This window comes from Pandoraea capi (assembly GCF_902459735.1).
GTDB classification, from domain to species: Bacteria; Pseudomonadota; Gammaproteobacteria; order Burkholderiales; family Burkholderiaceae; genus Pandoraea; species Pandoraea capi.
Genome location: NZ_CABPRV010000006.1, coordinates 23919 through 38486 on the forward strand (window position 1 = coordinate 23919; position 14568 = coordinate 38486).

Below are 14568 nucleotides of genomic sequence, written 5' to 3' on the forward strand. Positions count from 1 at the left end.
GAGCGCGAAATGATCCCCCCGTCAGACTTTCGCGAAGCCTCGTTCGGCGCCCCCCACGTCGGGCTGCTGCCCGCCGGGCCGCGCGATGCCATCTCGGACGTGCCGGGTGTTTTCGTCGGACACGTGACGCTCGCCGACGGGCCGGTCCAAACGGGCGTCACTGTCGTCTGTCCGACGCCCGCCACGACGATGGATCCCGGCGGCGCGGCCCCCGGGGCGTCGGCGCCGAGCACGCAATGGGATCCGTTTCGTACCAAGATCCCTGCGGGCGCTGCGGTCATCAACGGCTTCGGCAAGAGCGTGGGTCTGATGCAGATCGACGAACTGGGCGTCGTCGAAGCGCCGCTGGCGCTCACCAATACCTTCTCCGTCAGCCATGTCGTACTTGGCCAGCTACGCGCAGCCATTGCAGCGAATCCGGGCATCGGGCGGGGCGCGCCCTCGCTGAACCCCACGGTGTTCGAGTGCAACGACGGCTATCTGAACGACATGCAGACGTTCGCCGTTACTGAAGCGGATTACGCGCAGGCGCTGGCGAGCGCATCGTCCGATTTTGCGCAGGGCGCGGTCGGCGCCGGACGCGGCATGTCCAGTTTCGGACTGAAGGGGGGCATCGGCTCCGCGTCGCGGGTCGTGGAAACGGCCGGGGCCACGTTCACGGTCGGCGTGCTGGTGCTCTCCAACTTTGGCCGCCCGTCACAACTGACGATTGCCGGGCGTCACGTCGGGCCGGTGCTCGACGAGCGCCTCGCGCAGCCTGAGCAAAGCGCGGCGCCCGAGCGCGGTTCGATCATCATGCTGGTGGCCACCGACGCGCCGCTCGACGCGCGGCAGCTGCGTCGCGTCGCCACGCGTACTGGCGCCGGACTGGCGCGCACCGGTTCCGTCTATGGTCATGGCAGCGGCGACGTTGCGCTCGCATTCACGACCGGCTATACGGTAAGTCACGACGCGATGGGGCGGGTGGCGCCTGCGGCGCTGGTCCCCGACGCATTGCTCGACCCCATTTTTCAGGCGACGGCCGACGCCACCGAGCAGGCCATTCTGCACGCGCTGTTCGCAGCCGAGTCCGTGCTCGGGCGCGACGGTCATGTGCGGCGCGCGCTCGCCGACGTGCTGCCCGACTGGGCGGCGCTTTAATCGAGGGCTGTCATCGGGCGCGGCCACGGTCTGTCCCGTCAAAACGCCGGCATGGCGACGCTCCCGTAGCCCCTTACGACTCTATCGACACGACACTATGCGAATTCTGATCTCCACCGATATCGAAGGCGTCGCGGGCGTCTTCCACGCCGAACAGACGCGCGCTGGTAACGGCGAGTATGAACGCGCGCGCCGCTGGATGACGCGCGAAGCCAACGCCGCCGTCGAGGGCGCCTTCGCGGGCGGGGCGACCGAAGTGATGGTCAACGACTCGCACGGCGGCTTTCGTAACCTGCTGCCGGACGAACTCGATCCGCGCGCGCGTCTGGTGCTGGGCAAACCGCGCTATCTCGGCATGGTCGCCGGGGTGGAAGCCGGGTGCGACGCGCTTTTCATGATCGGCTATCACGGCAAAGCCCAGAGTGCGGGCATCCTGGCGCACACGATCAACAGCTTCGCCTTTGCCCGCGTGTGGCTGGGTGGCGTGGAGGCGAGCGAGGCCATGCTGTATGGCGCGCTCGCCGGTGAGCGGGGCGTGCCGATGGTCATGGCCAGCGGCGACGACGTCTTCTGCGAAGAAACGCAGTTGATCTTCCCCTCTGCGCATTTCGTGCAGACGAAAGCGGCGTGGGGGCAGGGCAGCGGCATGACGCTCAGCCCGTCGCAATCGTGCGAGCTGATCCGGGAGGCGGCGAAGGCGTCGCTCGAAGACTCGCGCAAATGGCATGCCTACAAGGTCGAGACCCCGGTCGAAGTGCGTCTGCAAGCGCAGAGCACGGCGCTTGCAGACCTGTTCTGCCAGTGGCCGACGCTCGAACGCGTGGACGGTGTCACCCTGCAATACGTCGCGCCCAGCGTGGAGGCGGCCGTTCGAGTGCTCAACTGCCTGTCCGCCATGTCATTCATGCTGCGGTAAGCCGGACTCGCGGCCGTCCGCCATCGCTCGAAGGGTGGACTGAAATCGGCCGTAAGACGGATTTTTGATCCTGCAAACGTGTGACGCCCCCCTCAAAAGGGCGCCGTAACCTGTTGGTTTGCAGGGTTTTGTCGAGTTTTGTCACCGGTATTTCCCTGTCAACCGATCCGGCGCTGCCCGCTGAGGCGCGCCAGTGCTGGATCTGCGTTTTCCATGTTGTTGCGGCGCGACTTTCTCAGGGTTCACATCCTCAAGTCGTCAAGGTCGGACGTGCGATAATCCGTAATATTTTGTAACAGCAGCACCGCACTATGGGTGCCGTAACGGTTTATTGAGCGTCGGCAGCGAAGTCGGCGGTGAATCATGGATATCAGAAACGCCCGACGTTGGGCGGAGCCCGGCGCGAAACGCTACGTCGGCGCACTCATGGTGGTACTTGCTGCGTTTCTTGTTCGCAGCCTCCTGCATCCGGTGCTCGATCACTCGATGCCGGGCGTCTTTTTCGTCTGCGCGGCCATCATCGTCGAATTCACCTGGGGGCTGGGACCCGCCATCATGGCGATGATCGTGAGCATCCCGATTTTCGACTTCTTCTTCGTGCCGCCGTTTCGCGACATCGCGGAGCTCGATCGTCGGGACGTGCTGATCGTCGCGGGCTTCATGCTCATCACGCCGTTGGCGGTGGCCCTCATCGAGCGCCTGCGTCGCGCGCAGTACCGCGCCGAGCTTCTCGCGGAAGTCGCCCAGACGCGTTACGAAATGCTGCTGCGCGCCGAGAACGAGCGCATGGTGCTGTCGGATTCGGTGCAGTTGGGCAATGCGCTCATGACCTATCTGACGAAACACCTCGACTCGATCTTCTATCTGGCCAACCCGGCCACGCACTACCAATTCATCGACGAGCATTTTCGTCGCGAGACGGGCGTGTCGCCGGATGTCGTCCAGCGCGACGGACTGCGCGCGTTATTGCACCCGGAAGACGCGCAACGTCTGGCGGGGTTGTTCTCGGTGGAAGGCGAGCTGCCGCCGCCGGGCGCCTACAACCTGCGGGTGCGCATGCACGATGGCGACTTCGACATGATTCACTGCGAGTTGCAGCACTTCCGCGCTCATGTCGGCACGTATGTGATCCTGCGTCTGCATGCAGGGCCGACGGTGCGCCCGGTGAATACGGTCACGCCGTTGCATGCGGTCGTACCGGCCAGTGCCTCTACTACGTCTTCCACGGCCAACGCAGCCGACAAGCTTGAAGTTATGCAGACGCCTGGCGTCTGTGGCGGGGTTTGATCATGTTTCAACAAGACATCTTCTACAAAGGCGGCGAGCATGCCGTGCTGCTGCTGCCGGGGCTCTCGAGCACGCCGCTCGAAATGCGTCCGGTCGCCAAGGCGCTGCATCGCGACGGCTACACCGTGTCGGTGCCGCACATCGAGGGTTACGGCCTCGGCGCGCCGTGCACCCACTGGCGCGAGTGGATCGCCGCGGCGCGCGTGAAATACCGCGAACTGCGCGATACCCACCAGACCGTATCGCTGTGCGGCCTGAGCATGGGCGCGACGCTCGCGCTCGCGGTGGCCGAAGAGGAGCCCGATGTCGCGGCCATCTCGGTGCTGGCCGTCACGCTGGTGTACGACGGCTGGACCATTCCGTTGGCGTATCCGCTGCTCGATTTGCTGTACCACCTGCCGTTCGGCCATCGCTATCGCTATTACGAGAAGGCGCCGTTCGGGCTGAAGAACGAAGCGTTGCGGGCCCGGGTGCAGAAGTCGATGTCGCTGCACGACGCCTCCGAGATCGGTTCGGCGTCGCTGCCCATCGCGCACTTGTACAACGCGCGCCGGCTCGCCTCTCACGTGCGCAACCGGCTCGATCGCGTCACGGCAGACTGTCTGATCGTGCATGCGGTGGACGACGATACGGCCAGCCCGCACAACGCGCGTATCGTCTACCAGGGCGTGTCGTCCGACGTGAAGCAGAAGTGCCTGCTCGGCGAGAGCTATCACATCCTCACGATGGATAACGAGCGTGAGACCGTTGCCGACGAGACGCGCCGCTTCTTCCGCGACGCCGTCGCGCGTCGCACCGGCGGCGCCACGTCCGAAACGCGCATCATCTCCAAGGCGCTGCTGCGCGCCAGGCGTCGTCAGGTCGCTGCCTGAACGGTGCATCTCCAGGGGCGAGGGCGGGCGATCTGGCGCCAGTCCCGCCCCCGTCTTCCCATGACGTTTTTTCGTGGTCGTGTGATCGCGAAAGCGCGTCGTTCGTATCCCTAAATTCTCATCCTCCGCGAACGATGTCGGTATCCGGTCGCCTGACGTCGGCCTGATATCTGACGGTCTTGTGAGCCGCGCCGGTATTGATGCACACGATGTCATCAAACTGCCATCGATGGCCGGTTAAGGTCTGGGTTTTCCGATCCAGACGTCGATCCGATCACGCTCGGCACGGCGCAGTGCACACCAGGTCATGTCATCGCTCGTCATCGAATCCGTCAGCAAGCAGTGGGGAGACACGCACGCGCTTCAGGACGTGAGTTTCACCGCCGACGCAGGCTCGCTCGTGGTGCTGCTCGGCCCGTCGGGGTGCGGCAAGTCGACGTTGCTGCGCATGATCGCGGGTCTCGACACGCCGACAAGTGGACGCATTCTGTTGGGCGACGACGACGTGACGGCCTTGCCGCCGGCGCGTCGCAAGCTGTCGATGGTGTTCCAGTCCTACGCGTTGTTCCCACATCTTTCCGTACGCGAAAACCTGCTGTTCGGCCTGCGCGTGCGTCGTGAGCCGACGCGCGATTATCCGCAGCGTCTGGCGCGCGTGGCGTCGCTGCTCGGGCTGGAGCCGTATCTGGATCGCAAGCCGTCGCAACTCTCCGGCGGACAGCAGCAGCGTGTGGCGCTGGGCCGCGCGGTGATCGCCGAGACGTCCGTGTGCCTGATGGACGAACCGCTGTCGAATCTCGATGCGCAACTGCGTCAGGAGATGCGCCGCGAAATTCGCGCGCTGCAACAGCAACTCGGCATGACGCTCATCTACGTGACGCACGATCAGACCGAGGCGATGAGCATGGCCGATCAGGTCGTGCTGCTGCGCAACGGTCGCATCGAGCAGCGCGGCGCACCTCACACGCTTTACGCCACACCGTCGACGCGCTTTGCCGCGAGCTTCATCGGCACGCCGCCGATGCAGTTGCTGCGTCTCGTGCGTCACACCGACGCGCTCGTACCCGCCGGTCAGACCGGCCCGGCGTTGGCCCCGGCCGGTCAGCTCGACAGCGCATGGCTCGGCCTGCGCCCGGAGCACGTGCGTGCGGTGGCGCCCACGTCCGTGGGCGCCGTGCTCGCCAAGGTGAGCGCCGTCGAATATCTGGGGGCCGACACGCTCGTCGCCTGCACGCTGGGCGACGCGGGCGAGATCGCCACGCGCGTGCCGGGTCACCGGCCAGTCCTGCCGGGCGACGCCATCGGGCTCCAATGGGACGCCGCCGATCAGCATCTGTTCGATGCGACGTCGGGCATGCGCATGGCGGATACGACAACGGCCACGGCGCCCGCAGAACACATCACCACCACGCTTACACGGGGAATCCAGGGAAATGCGACGCACGATTCTGAAAACGTTTGCGGCGGGGCTGGCAACGGCCGCCGCAGTGTCATTGGGCGGCCTGAGCAGCCCGGTCTTCGCGCAACAGAAGCGGGTTGAGCTTCAGTTTTACTATCCGGTCGCCATTGGCGGTCCGGTCACGAAGATCATTAACGATCTGGTGGCGGACTTCGAGAAGGATCATCCGAGCATCAAGATCAAGCCGGTGTACGCGGGGTCGTATCAGGATTCCGTGGTCAAGGCGCTGACGGCCGCGAAGGCCGGCACCCCGCCGCAACTGGCCGTGCTGGCTGCGGCCGACGTCTTCACGCTCATCGACGAAGACGCCGTGGTGCCGATCGACAGCATTGCGAACACGCCGGCCGACAAGCAATGGCTCGACGGCTTCTACCCCGCGCTGATGCTCAACTCGCGCATCAACGGCCACACGTGGGGCGTGCCGTTCCAGCGTTCGACCATCGTGATGTACTGGAACAAGGACGCCTTCCGCGAAGCCGGTCTCGACCCGGATCACGCACCGGCGAACTGGGACGAGCTCGTGAGCTACGCACAGAAGCTCACCAGGCGCGATGCGTCGGGCAACGTCACGCAGTGGGGCATCAAGGTGCCGTCCGTCGGCTTCGCCTACTGGCTGTTCCAGGCGTTCACTACGCCGGCCGGTATCGAGCTGATGAACCCGGCCGGTACGAAGACGTTCCTCAACGCGCCGCAGGCCGTGCAGTCGCTGCAATACTGGGTCGATCTGACGACGAAGTACAAGGTCATGCCGACGGGCTCGATCGAGTGGGGCACTACGCCGAAGGACTTCCTCGAGAAGAAGGCCGCCATCGTCTACACGACGACGGGCAACCTGACCAACATTCGCACCAACGCCACGTTCCCGTTCGGCGTGGGCAAGATGCCGGCCAAGGTGCGTGGCGGCAGCCCGACGGGCGGCGGCAACTTCTACGTCTTCAAGAAGTCGACGCCGGAAGAAAAGCAGGCCGCGATGACGTTCATCAAGTGGGCCACCACGCCTGAGCGTGCCGCACAGTTCGGCATCGACACGGGTTACGTCGCCGTGACGCCGGCCGCGTGGGACACCCCGGCGATGAAGCAGTACGTGCAGAAGGTGCCGGCGGCAGCCGTGGCGCGTGACCAACTGAGCGTGAGCGTGGCGGAGTTCTCGACGCACGACAACCAGCGTGTGACGAAGTCGCTCAACGACGCCATTCAGGCCGCGGTGACGGGCACCAAGTCGCCGAAGCAGGCGCTCGACGACGCGCAACGCGAAGCCGATCGCATTCTGCGTCCGTATGCGCGCTGAATCTCCCTGAGTCTCCCTGAGCCTCGCTGACAAGTCTTACCGCAACACCTTAGTCTCGTAGCAACCGGTCGTCGTACGGCAGTCAGCGTGCGGCGACCGGTGCAGAATCGATGGACCGCCGATGAACCGTCCCTCCGCCTCCTGGGTGCCCTGGCTGCTGCTGTTACCGGCGTTGCTGCTGCTCGTCGCCTTCACCCACTATCCGGCCGTCGCCACGTTGTGGCACAGCGTCTTTTCGACGGCTCGCGCAGGCGCGCCGTCGGTGTTCGTCGGCGCCGAAAACTATCAGTTGCTGCTCGACGATCCGGTGTTCTGGCAGGCGTTGCGCAACAACGTGCTGTTCGCATTGATTACCGTGCCCGCCGCCATCGTGCTGTCGATCGTGATGGCGCTGTGGGTGCATCGTCAGGTGCCGGGGCGCGCGCTGCTGCGCCTCGCGTACTTCACGCCCGCCATTCTGCCGATGATCGCGGTGGCGAACATCTGGCTCTTTTTCTATACGCCGCAGTACGGCCTTGTGGCGCAGATCACGCAGGCGCTCGGCTGGGGCGACCACAACTGGCTCGGTCAGCCGGGCACTGCGTTGCCTGCGCTGATGATCGTGACGATCTGGAAGGAAGCCGGGTTCTTCATGATCTTCTATCTGGCGGCGTTGCAGCAGATATCACCGACGCTCGCCGAGGCGGCGGCCCTCGAAGGCGCGTCGCGCTGGCAGTTCTTCCGGCGCGTGCAATGGCCGCTGCTCATGCCCACGACCGTGTTCGTGGTGATCAATGCGGTAATCAACGCGTTCCGTCTGGTCGATCACGTGGTGGTCATGACGCGCGGCGGACCCGATAACGCGACCCAACTGCTGCTCTATTACGTCTATCAGGTGGCGTTCAGCTTCTGGGACACGTCGTACGCGGCGGCGCTGACGGTGGTGCTGCTCACGCTGCTCGCTATTGTCGCCTTCGTGAAATTCCGTCTGCTCGACTCACGCACGCACTATCAATGACGACCTCCGCCAATACGACCTCCGCTGCGCAGGCGACGGCGCCCGACGAGGCGCGTGGCGCGCGATCCTCGCTCCCCGCCTTCAGCGCGACGGGTCACGCGAATCTGCTCGACGTCACCGGCGCCTGGCTGCTCGGTCTGCTGTGGTTGCTGCCGCTGCTGTATGCGGTGTGGAGCGCGTTCCATCCGTCGGCGTACGCCACACGCTTCTCGCTGAGTGCGCCGCTCACGCTGGAGAACTTCGTCAATGCGTGGCAGGCGGCGCCGTTCGGGCGTTATCTCGTCAACACGTTCATTCTGGTGACGGTGATTCTCGCCGCGCAGCTTGTGCTTGCCACGCTCGCGGCCTACGCGTTCGCCCGCTTCACGTTCCGTGGCAGCGAAGTGGCGTTCATGATCGTGCTGCTGCAACTGATGGTCATGTCCGATGTGCTGATCGTCGAGAACTACCGCACGATTGCATGGATGGGGCTGCGCGACACGATTCTCGGCATCGCATTGCCGTATTTCGCGTCGGCGTTCGGCATCTTCCTGTTGCGTCAGGCGTTCAAGACTGTGCCGCGCGAGCTGGACGATGCGGCGCGCGTCGAAGGCGCCAATGCGTGGCAGGTGCTGTGGCGCGTGTATGTGCCGCTCGCGCGCCCGGTGTATGTGGCGTATGCGCTGGTGTCGATCAGCCATCACTGGAACAACTTCCTTTGGCCGCTGATCGTGACGAACTCGGTGCAGACGCGCCCGCTCACGGTCGGCCTGCAAGTGTTCGCGGCGACCGATCAGGGCATCGACTGGTCGCTCATTACGGCGGCCACGCTCATGACGGCCGCGCCGTTGTTCGTCGCCTTCCTGCTGTTCCAGCGTCAGTTCGTGCAGTCGTTCATGCGGGCTGGCATTCGCTGATCGGACGTTGCCCAGCCGGATGCCCCAAAGCAAAACGGCACGCTGGGGAGCGTGCCGTTTCACGGGTCATCGTCGGCGGACGTAGCGGCCTTTTCGTCCAGCCTGGACTGTCTGGGCCGCCGCTCGCGAAGACGCTGAGGTGCGTAGCGTCCAGAGTTATTTGTCGGCCGCTTTCACGAGCAGCACCGGCACCGTGGTGATGCGCAGCAGCGTTTCGGCCACGCTGCCGAGCAGCAGGCGGTTGATGCCACGGCGGCCATGGGTGCCGAGCACGATCACGTCGGCGTTCCACTCCTGGGCTTCACGCAGCACGGCGTCGGCGATTTCGTCGGTGCCGGCTTCGAGCGTGATCATCTTCGTCTCGGCATCGACGCCGCGCTTCTTCAGATCGGCCTGCGCGTTGGCGAGAATTTCGTCCGTTTCCTTCTCGAACGACTCCTGACTTTCCAGCGGCACGAAGCCGCTGTAGGCGCCGGCGGCGTAGGCGTTGGCGAGCGATGGGACTACTGATACCAGGCGAATCTTGCCCTGGCTGAGTGCAACGAGCTTGACCGCTTCGTCGATGGCTCGGTTCGAGGGAGTGCTGCCGTCGATCGAAACCAGAATGCGTTCGTACATGATGGTGTCCTCTTGGGGCTGAAAATGCGTGAAAGCTCGCGTTTTGCCACGGACTTCCGCCGGACTGGCAATGCGTCAATACGACCCGGCGCCCGGCCTGTGGCAATTCGTCGGGGGCGATTTTCATTCTCGCACTGCGTGCTTAGGAAGTCATCCCGCGCAATGCACGGGAATTGACCGCACGCAATAACGCATCGTAATGCCAACGGCCGGGACTTGCACGCGGGGGGCGGCGCCGGTCATGAAAACGTGTCGTGAGGGCCGGCTCAGTTCGGGCGGCAGGCGATCACCAGATTGGCGACGCTGCCGTTCACGTCGCGCGTGAGGACGTCGTAGCCCTTCTGGGCGCACTGGGTGCGGGCGCGCTGCTCGCAGTCTCCGGCATTGGTCGCGGAGCACTGGATTTGCTGGGTGGGGCGTCCGTCCGGAGTGAACAGCGGAGCAGACGAGCCGCAGGCGGACAGCGTAACAGTGAGAAGCCCCGAGGAAAGCAGAATGGCGATCTTGGCGAGATTTTTCATAGTGGTCGTCTTACAGGCTTTCACGAGTATAACGCGCGGCTCGCTGACGGCGTAGCGTGCGAACGCTGTCGAACACGATGAGCGCCACGCCGATCCAGATCGGCACGTAAGTCCCCAATCCCTGAGCGGTGAACGGCTCGCCGAGCAGGACGATCGAGACGGCAAACAGCAGCACCGGTTCAACGTAGCCGAGAATGCCGTACAGGCCGATCGGCAGCAGGCGCGCAGCCGCGAAGGTGCTCGCCAGCGCGCCGGCGCTGAGCAGGCCCAGCGTCGGCAGCCAGAACCAGAAGCGCGGCTCGGCGAGCACCGTGGCGTTCTGTGTCCATGTGCTCCAGATCAGGAACACGGCGACCGGGGCCATCGCCAGCATCTCCATGATGAAACCGCTCAGGGAGTCGAGGTGCAGTCGGCGGCGCAGCAGGAAGTAGGGGGGATAGCCGAACATGATCACGGCCGTCACCCAGGAGAGCGCGCGCGTGACCCATAGTTCATGGGCCACGCCGAACGCCGCGAAGACCACTGCGGCCGTTTGCAGCGGACTCAGACGTTCCTTATAGAAGGTGCGGCCCGCCAGCACCATCGTGAGCGGCAGGAGGAAGTAGCCGAGCGATACGTCGAGCATGCGCTGCTGTAGCGGCGCCCAGACGAAGAGCCATAGCTGGATGGCAAGCATTGCCGCGCAGAGCAGCACCGAGCCGAGCAGCGCCGGCCGATGCAGCACGTGGGAAAGGGTACGGCTGAGTACATCCCAGCGCCGCAGCGCCGTGACGATCACCAGCGTGCCGGGCAAGGTGAGCAGGATACGCCAGGCGAAGACGTCCAGCCCCGAGAGGGGCGCCAACTGCGCCACCAGCGCGGGCATGACGGAAAACATGACCGACGCCGAGACGGAAAGCATCACGCCGCGACCGGAAAGCATGAGAGTCCTATGAGAGAGACGAGGGGACCGATGGGACGGTCGGGGCCTGCGAGACGAAATAGGGGCGGAGCACGGCTCCGATCAGGCCGCGAGCATAGCGCATTTGCACCACTTTAGGGCGTTCGCGCGCGCTGGCGAGGTCTTCCTGGTCGCCAGTCGCCGCTCGCGCATGGGCCTCGGCTGTCGTCGCCGCGTCACTGGGGAACGCGTATCATCGCGACTGATCGAGTGTTTTCCTCGCTTTCCTTTATTTGCCGCTGCATGCGGCCCTCTTGCCGGAGATTCGTGCATGTCGTCTTCCCCCGCCGTCACTGCTGCTGCCTCGGAGTACGCGGCTTTCGCCGCTTCGCTGGCCGACGCCGTGCGTCCGCTGTCGCTGGGCTGGTTCCGCCGACGTCTCGCCGTCGACGATAAGGCCGACGAAAGCCCCGTGACGATCGCAGACCGTGAAGTGGAGACCGCGTTGCGCGAGAAGATCGCCGAGCGCTATCCGTCTCACGGGATCTGGGGCGAGGAATTCGGCAAGCGGGGCGTGGATGCCGAATTCGTCTGGTCGATCGACCCGATCGATGGCACACGCAGCTTCATCACCGGCCATCCGTTGTGGGGCACCTTGCTCGCGCTGTTGCACAACGGCCAGCCGATCGTCGGCCTGATCGACATTCCGGCGACGGGCGAGCGCTGGATCGGCGTGAACGACGTCGCCGCCGGCGTGCGCGAAGCCCGCTTTGGCACGCAGCGCTGCACGACCAGTCCGGTCACGTCGCTCGCGGATGCGACCGTCTACGCCACGTCGCCCGACATCTTCGACGCGGCGGAATACGCCCGCTTCGACCGTCTGACGAAGGCCGTGAGCCGTCGTCGTTTCGGTGGCGATTGCTACGCTTATGGGTTGCTGGCGAGCGGGCACATCGAACTGGTGATGGAAGCCGGCTTGCAGACTTACGACTATCTGGCGGTCGCGCCCGTGATCGAAGCGGCGGGCGGTGTCATTACCGACTGGGACGGCAAGCCGCTGACGCTCACTTCGCAGGGGCAGGTGCTGGCGGCCGCCAACGCAGAACTCCACGCGGCGGCGCTCGCCTGCATTCGCGCAGCGTGACGGAGTGCAGGCGGGTCGGCCGACCCGATGCCTGACGTCGTCAGGCCGTCTGGCGGGGTAAGCCTCGCCAGATTCGCGGCAACAGCACGCCGAGCACAACGCCGCGCGTGGCGAGAAACGCCATGAGCGCGACCCACAGCCCGTGATTGCCCCACGCGTCGAGCGTGAGCGGCATCACGGCGCCAAACACCAGCAAGCCGATCAGCGACGACGTCAGCAACTCGCGCGTGCGCGTGGCGCCGATGAATACGCCATCCAGTTGGAAGCACCAGACGGCGACGATGGGCGACAGCACGGCCCATGGCAGGAATTCGCGTGCGGTCTCGCGCAGTGCGGGCTGATCGGTCAGGGTATCGATGATCGCACCGCCGGCGACGGCATAGACCAGCGCGAACGCGACCGCACAGGCGAGCGCCCATCCCAGCGACAACCGTATGGCGTGCAACAGTGCCTGCCGCTGGCGTGCGCCGACATACGCGCCGACGAGCGCCTCGGCCGCGTGGGCAAAGCCGTCGAGACCGTAGGCCATGAACGTCTGAAAATTCAGCAGCAGGGCGTTGGCTGCGAGCGTCGTGTCGCCAAGCCGTGCGCCCACCCGGGCAAACCACGCGAAGGCGAGTTGCAGAAACAGCGTGCGCAGGAAGATGTCGAGATTCAGACGCAGCAGGCGCCACAGCGCGCTGCGCTCCACCAGCGTGGCCCATCGCAGCGGCGCCAGCCCGGGCGTACGCGCGAGCCACAGCAGCCACGCCCCGAGCACGAAGCCCAGCGCATCGGCCAACGCCGTTGCCCATGCAATGCCCGCCACGCCCCAGTCGAAACCGCGCACGAACGCGAGCACGGCAACGATGTTCACGACGTTTATGAACACCTGCACCGCGAGACCTTGCCTGACCCGCTGACACGCGAGCAGATAGCCGAGCACGACGTAATTGCCGAGCGCGAACGGCGCGGCGAGAATGCGGATGCCCGCGTACTCGCGCCCGAGCGATTGCACCTGATCGCTGCCGCCGAGCCACGATACGCCGAGCGACACCAGCGGTACGCGCAGCATGAGCAGCACGGCGCCAATGACGAAGGCCAGCGCCAGCGCACGGGCCAGCGTGTCGCGCAGACGTGCTGCGTCGCGCGCGCCGAACGCCTGTGCGGCCAGTCCGGTGGTGCCCATGCGCAGGAAGGAGAAACCCCAGAAGATGAGGTTCAGCAACAGCCCGCCGAGTGCGACGCCGCCGAGATATGCGGGGCCCGGCAGATGGCCGGCCACCGCCGTGTCGACGGCCGAGAGCAGCGGTTGGGTGAGGTTGGCGAGCACGATCGGCACCGCCAGACGAAGCAATTGCCGGTGACCGGCGGCCGCAGGGGCAGGGTTCATGAGTGCGCTGTGCGGCAGCCGTTCACGGCGGCGCCGTCGGATGCCGCGCAGGGCGGCAGGTTATGAGTGTGCCGATTATAAGGCCTGAATCTACGGCCTGAGTCGGTAGCCGGCGGGCAGGACGCGCGATGAAGACGCGTCCGATTTCGGCGCGCTATATACTTGGCAGGCCCTCATTCGATTGATTAGCAGTTCGATGCTTATCTGGAACAGAGGATGGGGCAGGAGGAATGTCACGCCGCCGTGAGGTGAAAGCGCAGGCGTTCCCGGCAGTCTGCCATCGTCCACCGTTACAATGACTCACTTCCGTGCTTTCACCCACCGTCCACGTATGTCGTTCTCATCGTTATTTGCGGTTTCGTCCGTGACAACTTTTCTTCGTGCGCATCGACGTCACATGTTCGCTGCCGTCCTGTGTCTCGCCAGTCTGCCCGTGCTCGCCGAGGTGACGCTGCAACGCGGCCCGCCGCCGCCGCGCTTCGAGGATCCGCACGCTGCCCCCAAGGGGGAGTTCTGGGTGCCGGGCTACTGGCAGTGGAAGGACGGTCGCTACGACTGGGTCGACGGCCACATGGAAGCGAAACGTCCCGGCATGCGCTACACCGCGCCGCACTGGGAAGAGACGGGCGAGCATCAATGGACGTTGCGCGACGGGAAATGGGACCCGACAGGCTGGGGCCCCGGCACGATCCACGAGATCCGTTCGCCAAAGTGATGCGGGCAGGCCGACGTCGTCGGCCCGGCGACGCTCGCATCTCCATGAGTCCCTGCCGCCCGTCCTCTATTTCATACGTCAATACGGCAAGCCTGTGACACTGCGCCGCAGCCTGTCGATGCGCCGTTTGAAATATTTTCATCTATCCCTGTTGTAATTATTGTCGATGACAACAACGACAAACGTGTTGCACATCGATGGTCATGGTCCTCCCGCCTGTGTAGCCGACGGCTCGCATTAAATTAATAAGCATTCCAATATACTTGGTGTAAATAAGGACTTGACGCGCGCAAGCCTGAGACCTTACGCGAAACCTGTTGACACGTCAGGAACGTTGAACAACACTATGCCCACACCGCGTCACCACGAAATGCGGAACAGTCGCAGATAGCGTAATTTTAATTACTTGTGTTGCCGCGATGCGCGACGAACGCGTCATTTGCACAAGTGATTCAGTGCGCCG

Annotated in this window: 14 protein-coding genes; 10 read left to right on the forward strand and 4 right to left on the reverse strand. The window is 64.8% G+C overall.

Going from position 1 to position 14568, the window contains the following annotated elements:
* Window positions 1–9: 9 nt before the first annotated feature.
* From PCA20602_RS13940 to PCA20602_RS13975, 8 genes are all read left to right on the forward strand, one after another.
* Window positions 10–1140, forward strand: a complete 1131-nt coding sequence (locus PCA20602_RS13940; protein ID WP_150721740.1) for a DmpA family aminopeptidase — start codon at window positions 10–12, stop codon at window positions 1138–1140.
* 97 nt (window positions 1141–1237) lie between these two features.
* Window positions 1238–2056, forward strand: coding sequence for a M55 family metallopeptidase (locus tag PCA20602_RS13945; protein ID WP_150721741.1), 819 nt, complete (start codon window positions 1238–1240; stop codon window positions 2054–2056).
* A 363-nt stretch (window positions 2057–2419) separates the two neighbouring features.
* Window positions 2420–3343, forward strand: a complete 924-nt coding sequence (locus tag PCA20602_RS13950; protein WP_150721742.1) for a DUF4118 domain-containing protein — start codon at window positions 2420–2422, stop codon at window positions 3341–3343.
* Between the two features lie 2 nt (window positions 3344–3345).
* Entirely contained in the window at window positions 3346–4215 is an 870-nt protein-coding gene (locus tag PCA20602_RS13955) for an alpha/beta hydrolase (protein ID WP_150721743.1), read from the forward strand.
* 307 nt (window positions 4216–4522) lie between these two features.
* The gene (locus PCA20602_RS13960; protein WP_150721744.1) at window positions 4523–5755 is read left to right on the forward strand and encodes an ABC transporter ATP-binding protein; all 1233 of its coding nucleotides are present in this window, start codon (window positions 4523–4525) and stop codon (window positions 5753–5755) included.
* Window positions 5649–6962, forward strand: coding sequence for an ABC transporter substrate-binding protein (locus PCA20602_RS13965; protein ID WP_150721745.1), 1314 nt, complete (start codon window positions 5649–5651; stop codon window positions 6960–6962). The genes PCA20602_RS13960 and PCA20602_RS13965 overlap by 107 nt, the downstream gene beginning before the upstream one ends.
* Window positions 6963–7083: 121 nt before the next feature.
* Window positions 7084–7959 (forward strand): carbohydrate ABC transporter permease, encoded by an 876-nt coding sequence (locus PCA20602_RS13970; RefSeq protein WP_150721746.1) that lies wholly within the window; start codon window positions 7084–7086, stop codon window positions 7957–7959.
* Window positions 7956–8855 carry a carbohydrate ABC transporter permease gene (locus PCA20602_RS13975; RefSeq protein WP_246182160.1) on the forward strand — a complete coding sequence of 300 codons (900 nt, stop codon included), beginning with the start codon at window positions 7956–7958 and terminating at the stop codon, window positions 8853–8855. Before PCA20602_RS13970 ends, PCA20602_RS13975 begins: the two co-directional genes overlap by 4 nt.
* Before the next feature lie 156 nt (window positions 8856–9011).
* Here PCA20602_RS13975 and PCA20602_RS13980 read toward each other — a convergent pair whose 3' ends face one another.
* The 3 genes from PCA20602_RS13980 to rarD form a co-directional block, all read right to left on the reverse strand.
* Window positions 9012–9473 (reverse strand): universal stress protein, encoded by a 462-nt coding sequence (locus tag PCA20602_RS13980; RefSeq protein ID WP_150721747.1) that lies wholly within the window; start codon window positions 9471–9473, stop codon window positions 9012–9014.
* A gap of 266 nt (window positions 9474–9739) precedes the next feature.
* Entirely contained in the window at window positions 9740–9994 is a 255-nt protein-coding gene (locus PCA20602_RS13985) for a lipoprotein (RefSeq protein WP_150721748.1), read from the reverse strand.
* A 10-nt stretch (window positions 9995–10004) separates the two neighbouring features.
* Complete coding sequence (gene rarD, locus PCA20602_RS13990; protein WP_150721749.1) at window positions 10005–10916, reverse strand: EamA family transporter RarD; 912 nt, start codon at window positions 10914–10916, stop codon at window positions 10005–10007.
* 289 nt (window positions 10917–11205) lie between these two features.
* Here rarD and hisN point away from each other — a divergent pair, with 289 nt between their 5' ends.
* Window positions 11206–12018 carry a histidinol-phosphatase gene (hisN, locus tag PCA20602_RS13995; protein ID WP_150721750.1) on the forward strand — a complete coding sequence of 271 codons (813 nt, stop codon included), beginning with the start codon at window positions 11206–11208 and terminating at the stop codon, window positions 12016–12018.
* Window positions 12019–12058: 40 nt separating this feature from the next.
* On the opposite strand, the gene PCA20602_RS14000 is transcribed toward hisN, so the two are convergent.
* On the reverse strand, window positions 12059–13390 hold the full coding sequence (locus PCA20602_RS14000) for an MATE family efflux transporter (RefSeq protein WP_150721751.1): 1332 nt from the start codon (window positions 13388–13390) through the stop codon (window positions 12059–12061).
* A gap of 397 nt (window positions 13391–13787) precedes the next feature.
* Between PCA20602_RS14000 and PCA20602_RS14005 the strand changes: the two genes are divergently transcribed.
* A complete protein-coding gene (locus tag PCA20602_RS14005; RefSeq protein ID WP_174981119.1) occupies window positions 13788–14105 on the forward strand; it encodes a YXWGXW repeat-containing protein in 318 nt (105 codons plus the stop codon).
* Window positions 14106–14568 lie beyond the last annotated feature (463 nt).

Excerpts from the sequence above, each read along its gene's own strand:
- PCA20602_RS13940 (WP_150721740.1), top strand. The coding sequence starts at position 10 with ATGATCCCCCCGTCAGACTTTCGCGAAGCCTCGTTCGGCGCCCCCCAC.
- PCA20602_RS13945 (WP_150721741.1), top strand. The coding sequence starts at position 1,238 with ATGCGAATTCTGATCTCCACCGATATCGAAGGCGTCGCGGGCGTCTTC.
- PCA20602_RS13950 (WP_150721742.1), top strand. The coding sequence starts at position 2,420 with ATGGATATCAGAAACGCCCGACGTTGGGCGGAGCCCGGCGCGAAACGC.
- PCA20602_RS13955 (WP_150721743.1), top strand. The coding sequence starts at position 3,346 with ATGTTTCAACAAGACATCTTCTACAAAGGCGGCGAGCATGCCGTGCTG.
- PCA20602_RS13960 (WP_150721744.1), top strand. The coding sequence starts at position 4,523 with ATGTCATCGCTCGTCATCGAATCCGTCAGCAAGCAGTGGGGAGACACG.
- PCA20602_RS13965 (WP_150721745.1), top strand. The coding sequence starts at position 5,649 with ATGCGACGCACGATTCTGAAAACGTTTGCGGCGGGGCTGGCAACGGCC.
- PCA20602_RS13970 (WP_150721746.1), top strand. The coding sequence starts at position 7,084 with ATGAACCGTCCCTCCGCCTCCTGGGTGCCCTGGCTGCTGCTGTTACCG.
- PCA20602_RS13975 (WP_246182160.1), top strand. The coding sequence starts at position 7,956 with ATGACGACCTCCGCCAATACGACCTCCGCTGCGCAGGCGACGGCGCCC.
- PCA20602_RS13980 (WP_150721747.1), bottom strand. The coding sequence starts at position 9,473 with ATGTACGAACGCATTCTGGTTTCGATCGACGGCAGCACTCCCTCGAAC.
- PCA20602_RS13985 (WP_150721748.1), bottom strand. The coding sequence starts at position 9,994 with ATGAAAAATCTCGCCAAGATCGCCATTCTGCTTTCCTCGGGGCTTCTC.
- rarD (WP_150721749.1), bottom strand. The coding sequence starts at position 10,916 with ATGCTTTCCGGTCGCGGCGTGATGCTTTCCGTCTCGGCGTCGGTCATG.
- hisN (WP_150721750.1), top strand. The coding sequence starts at position 11,206 with ATGTCGTCTTCCCCCGCCGTCACTGCTGCTGCCTCGGAGTACGCGGCT.
- PCA20602_RS14000 (WP_150721751.1), bottom strand. The coding sequence starts at position 13,390 with ATGAACCCTGCCCCTGCGGCCGCCGGTCACCGGCAATTGCTTCGTCTG.
- PCA20602_RS14005 (WP_174981119.1), top strand. The coding sequence starts at position 13,788 with ATGTTCGCTGCCGTCCTGTGTCTCGCCAGTCTGCCCGTGCTCGCCGAG.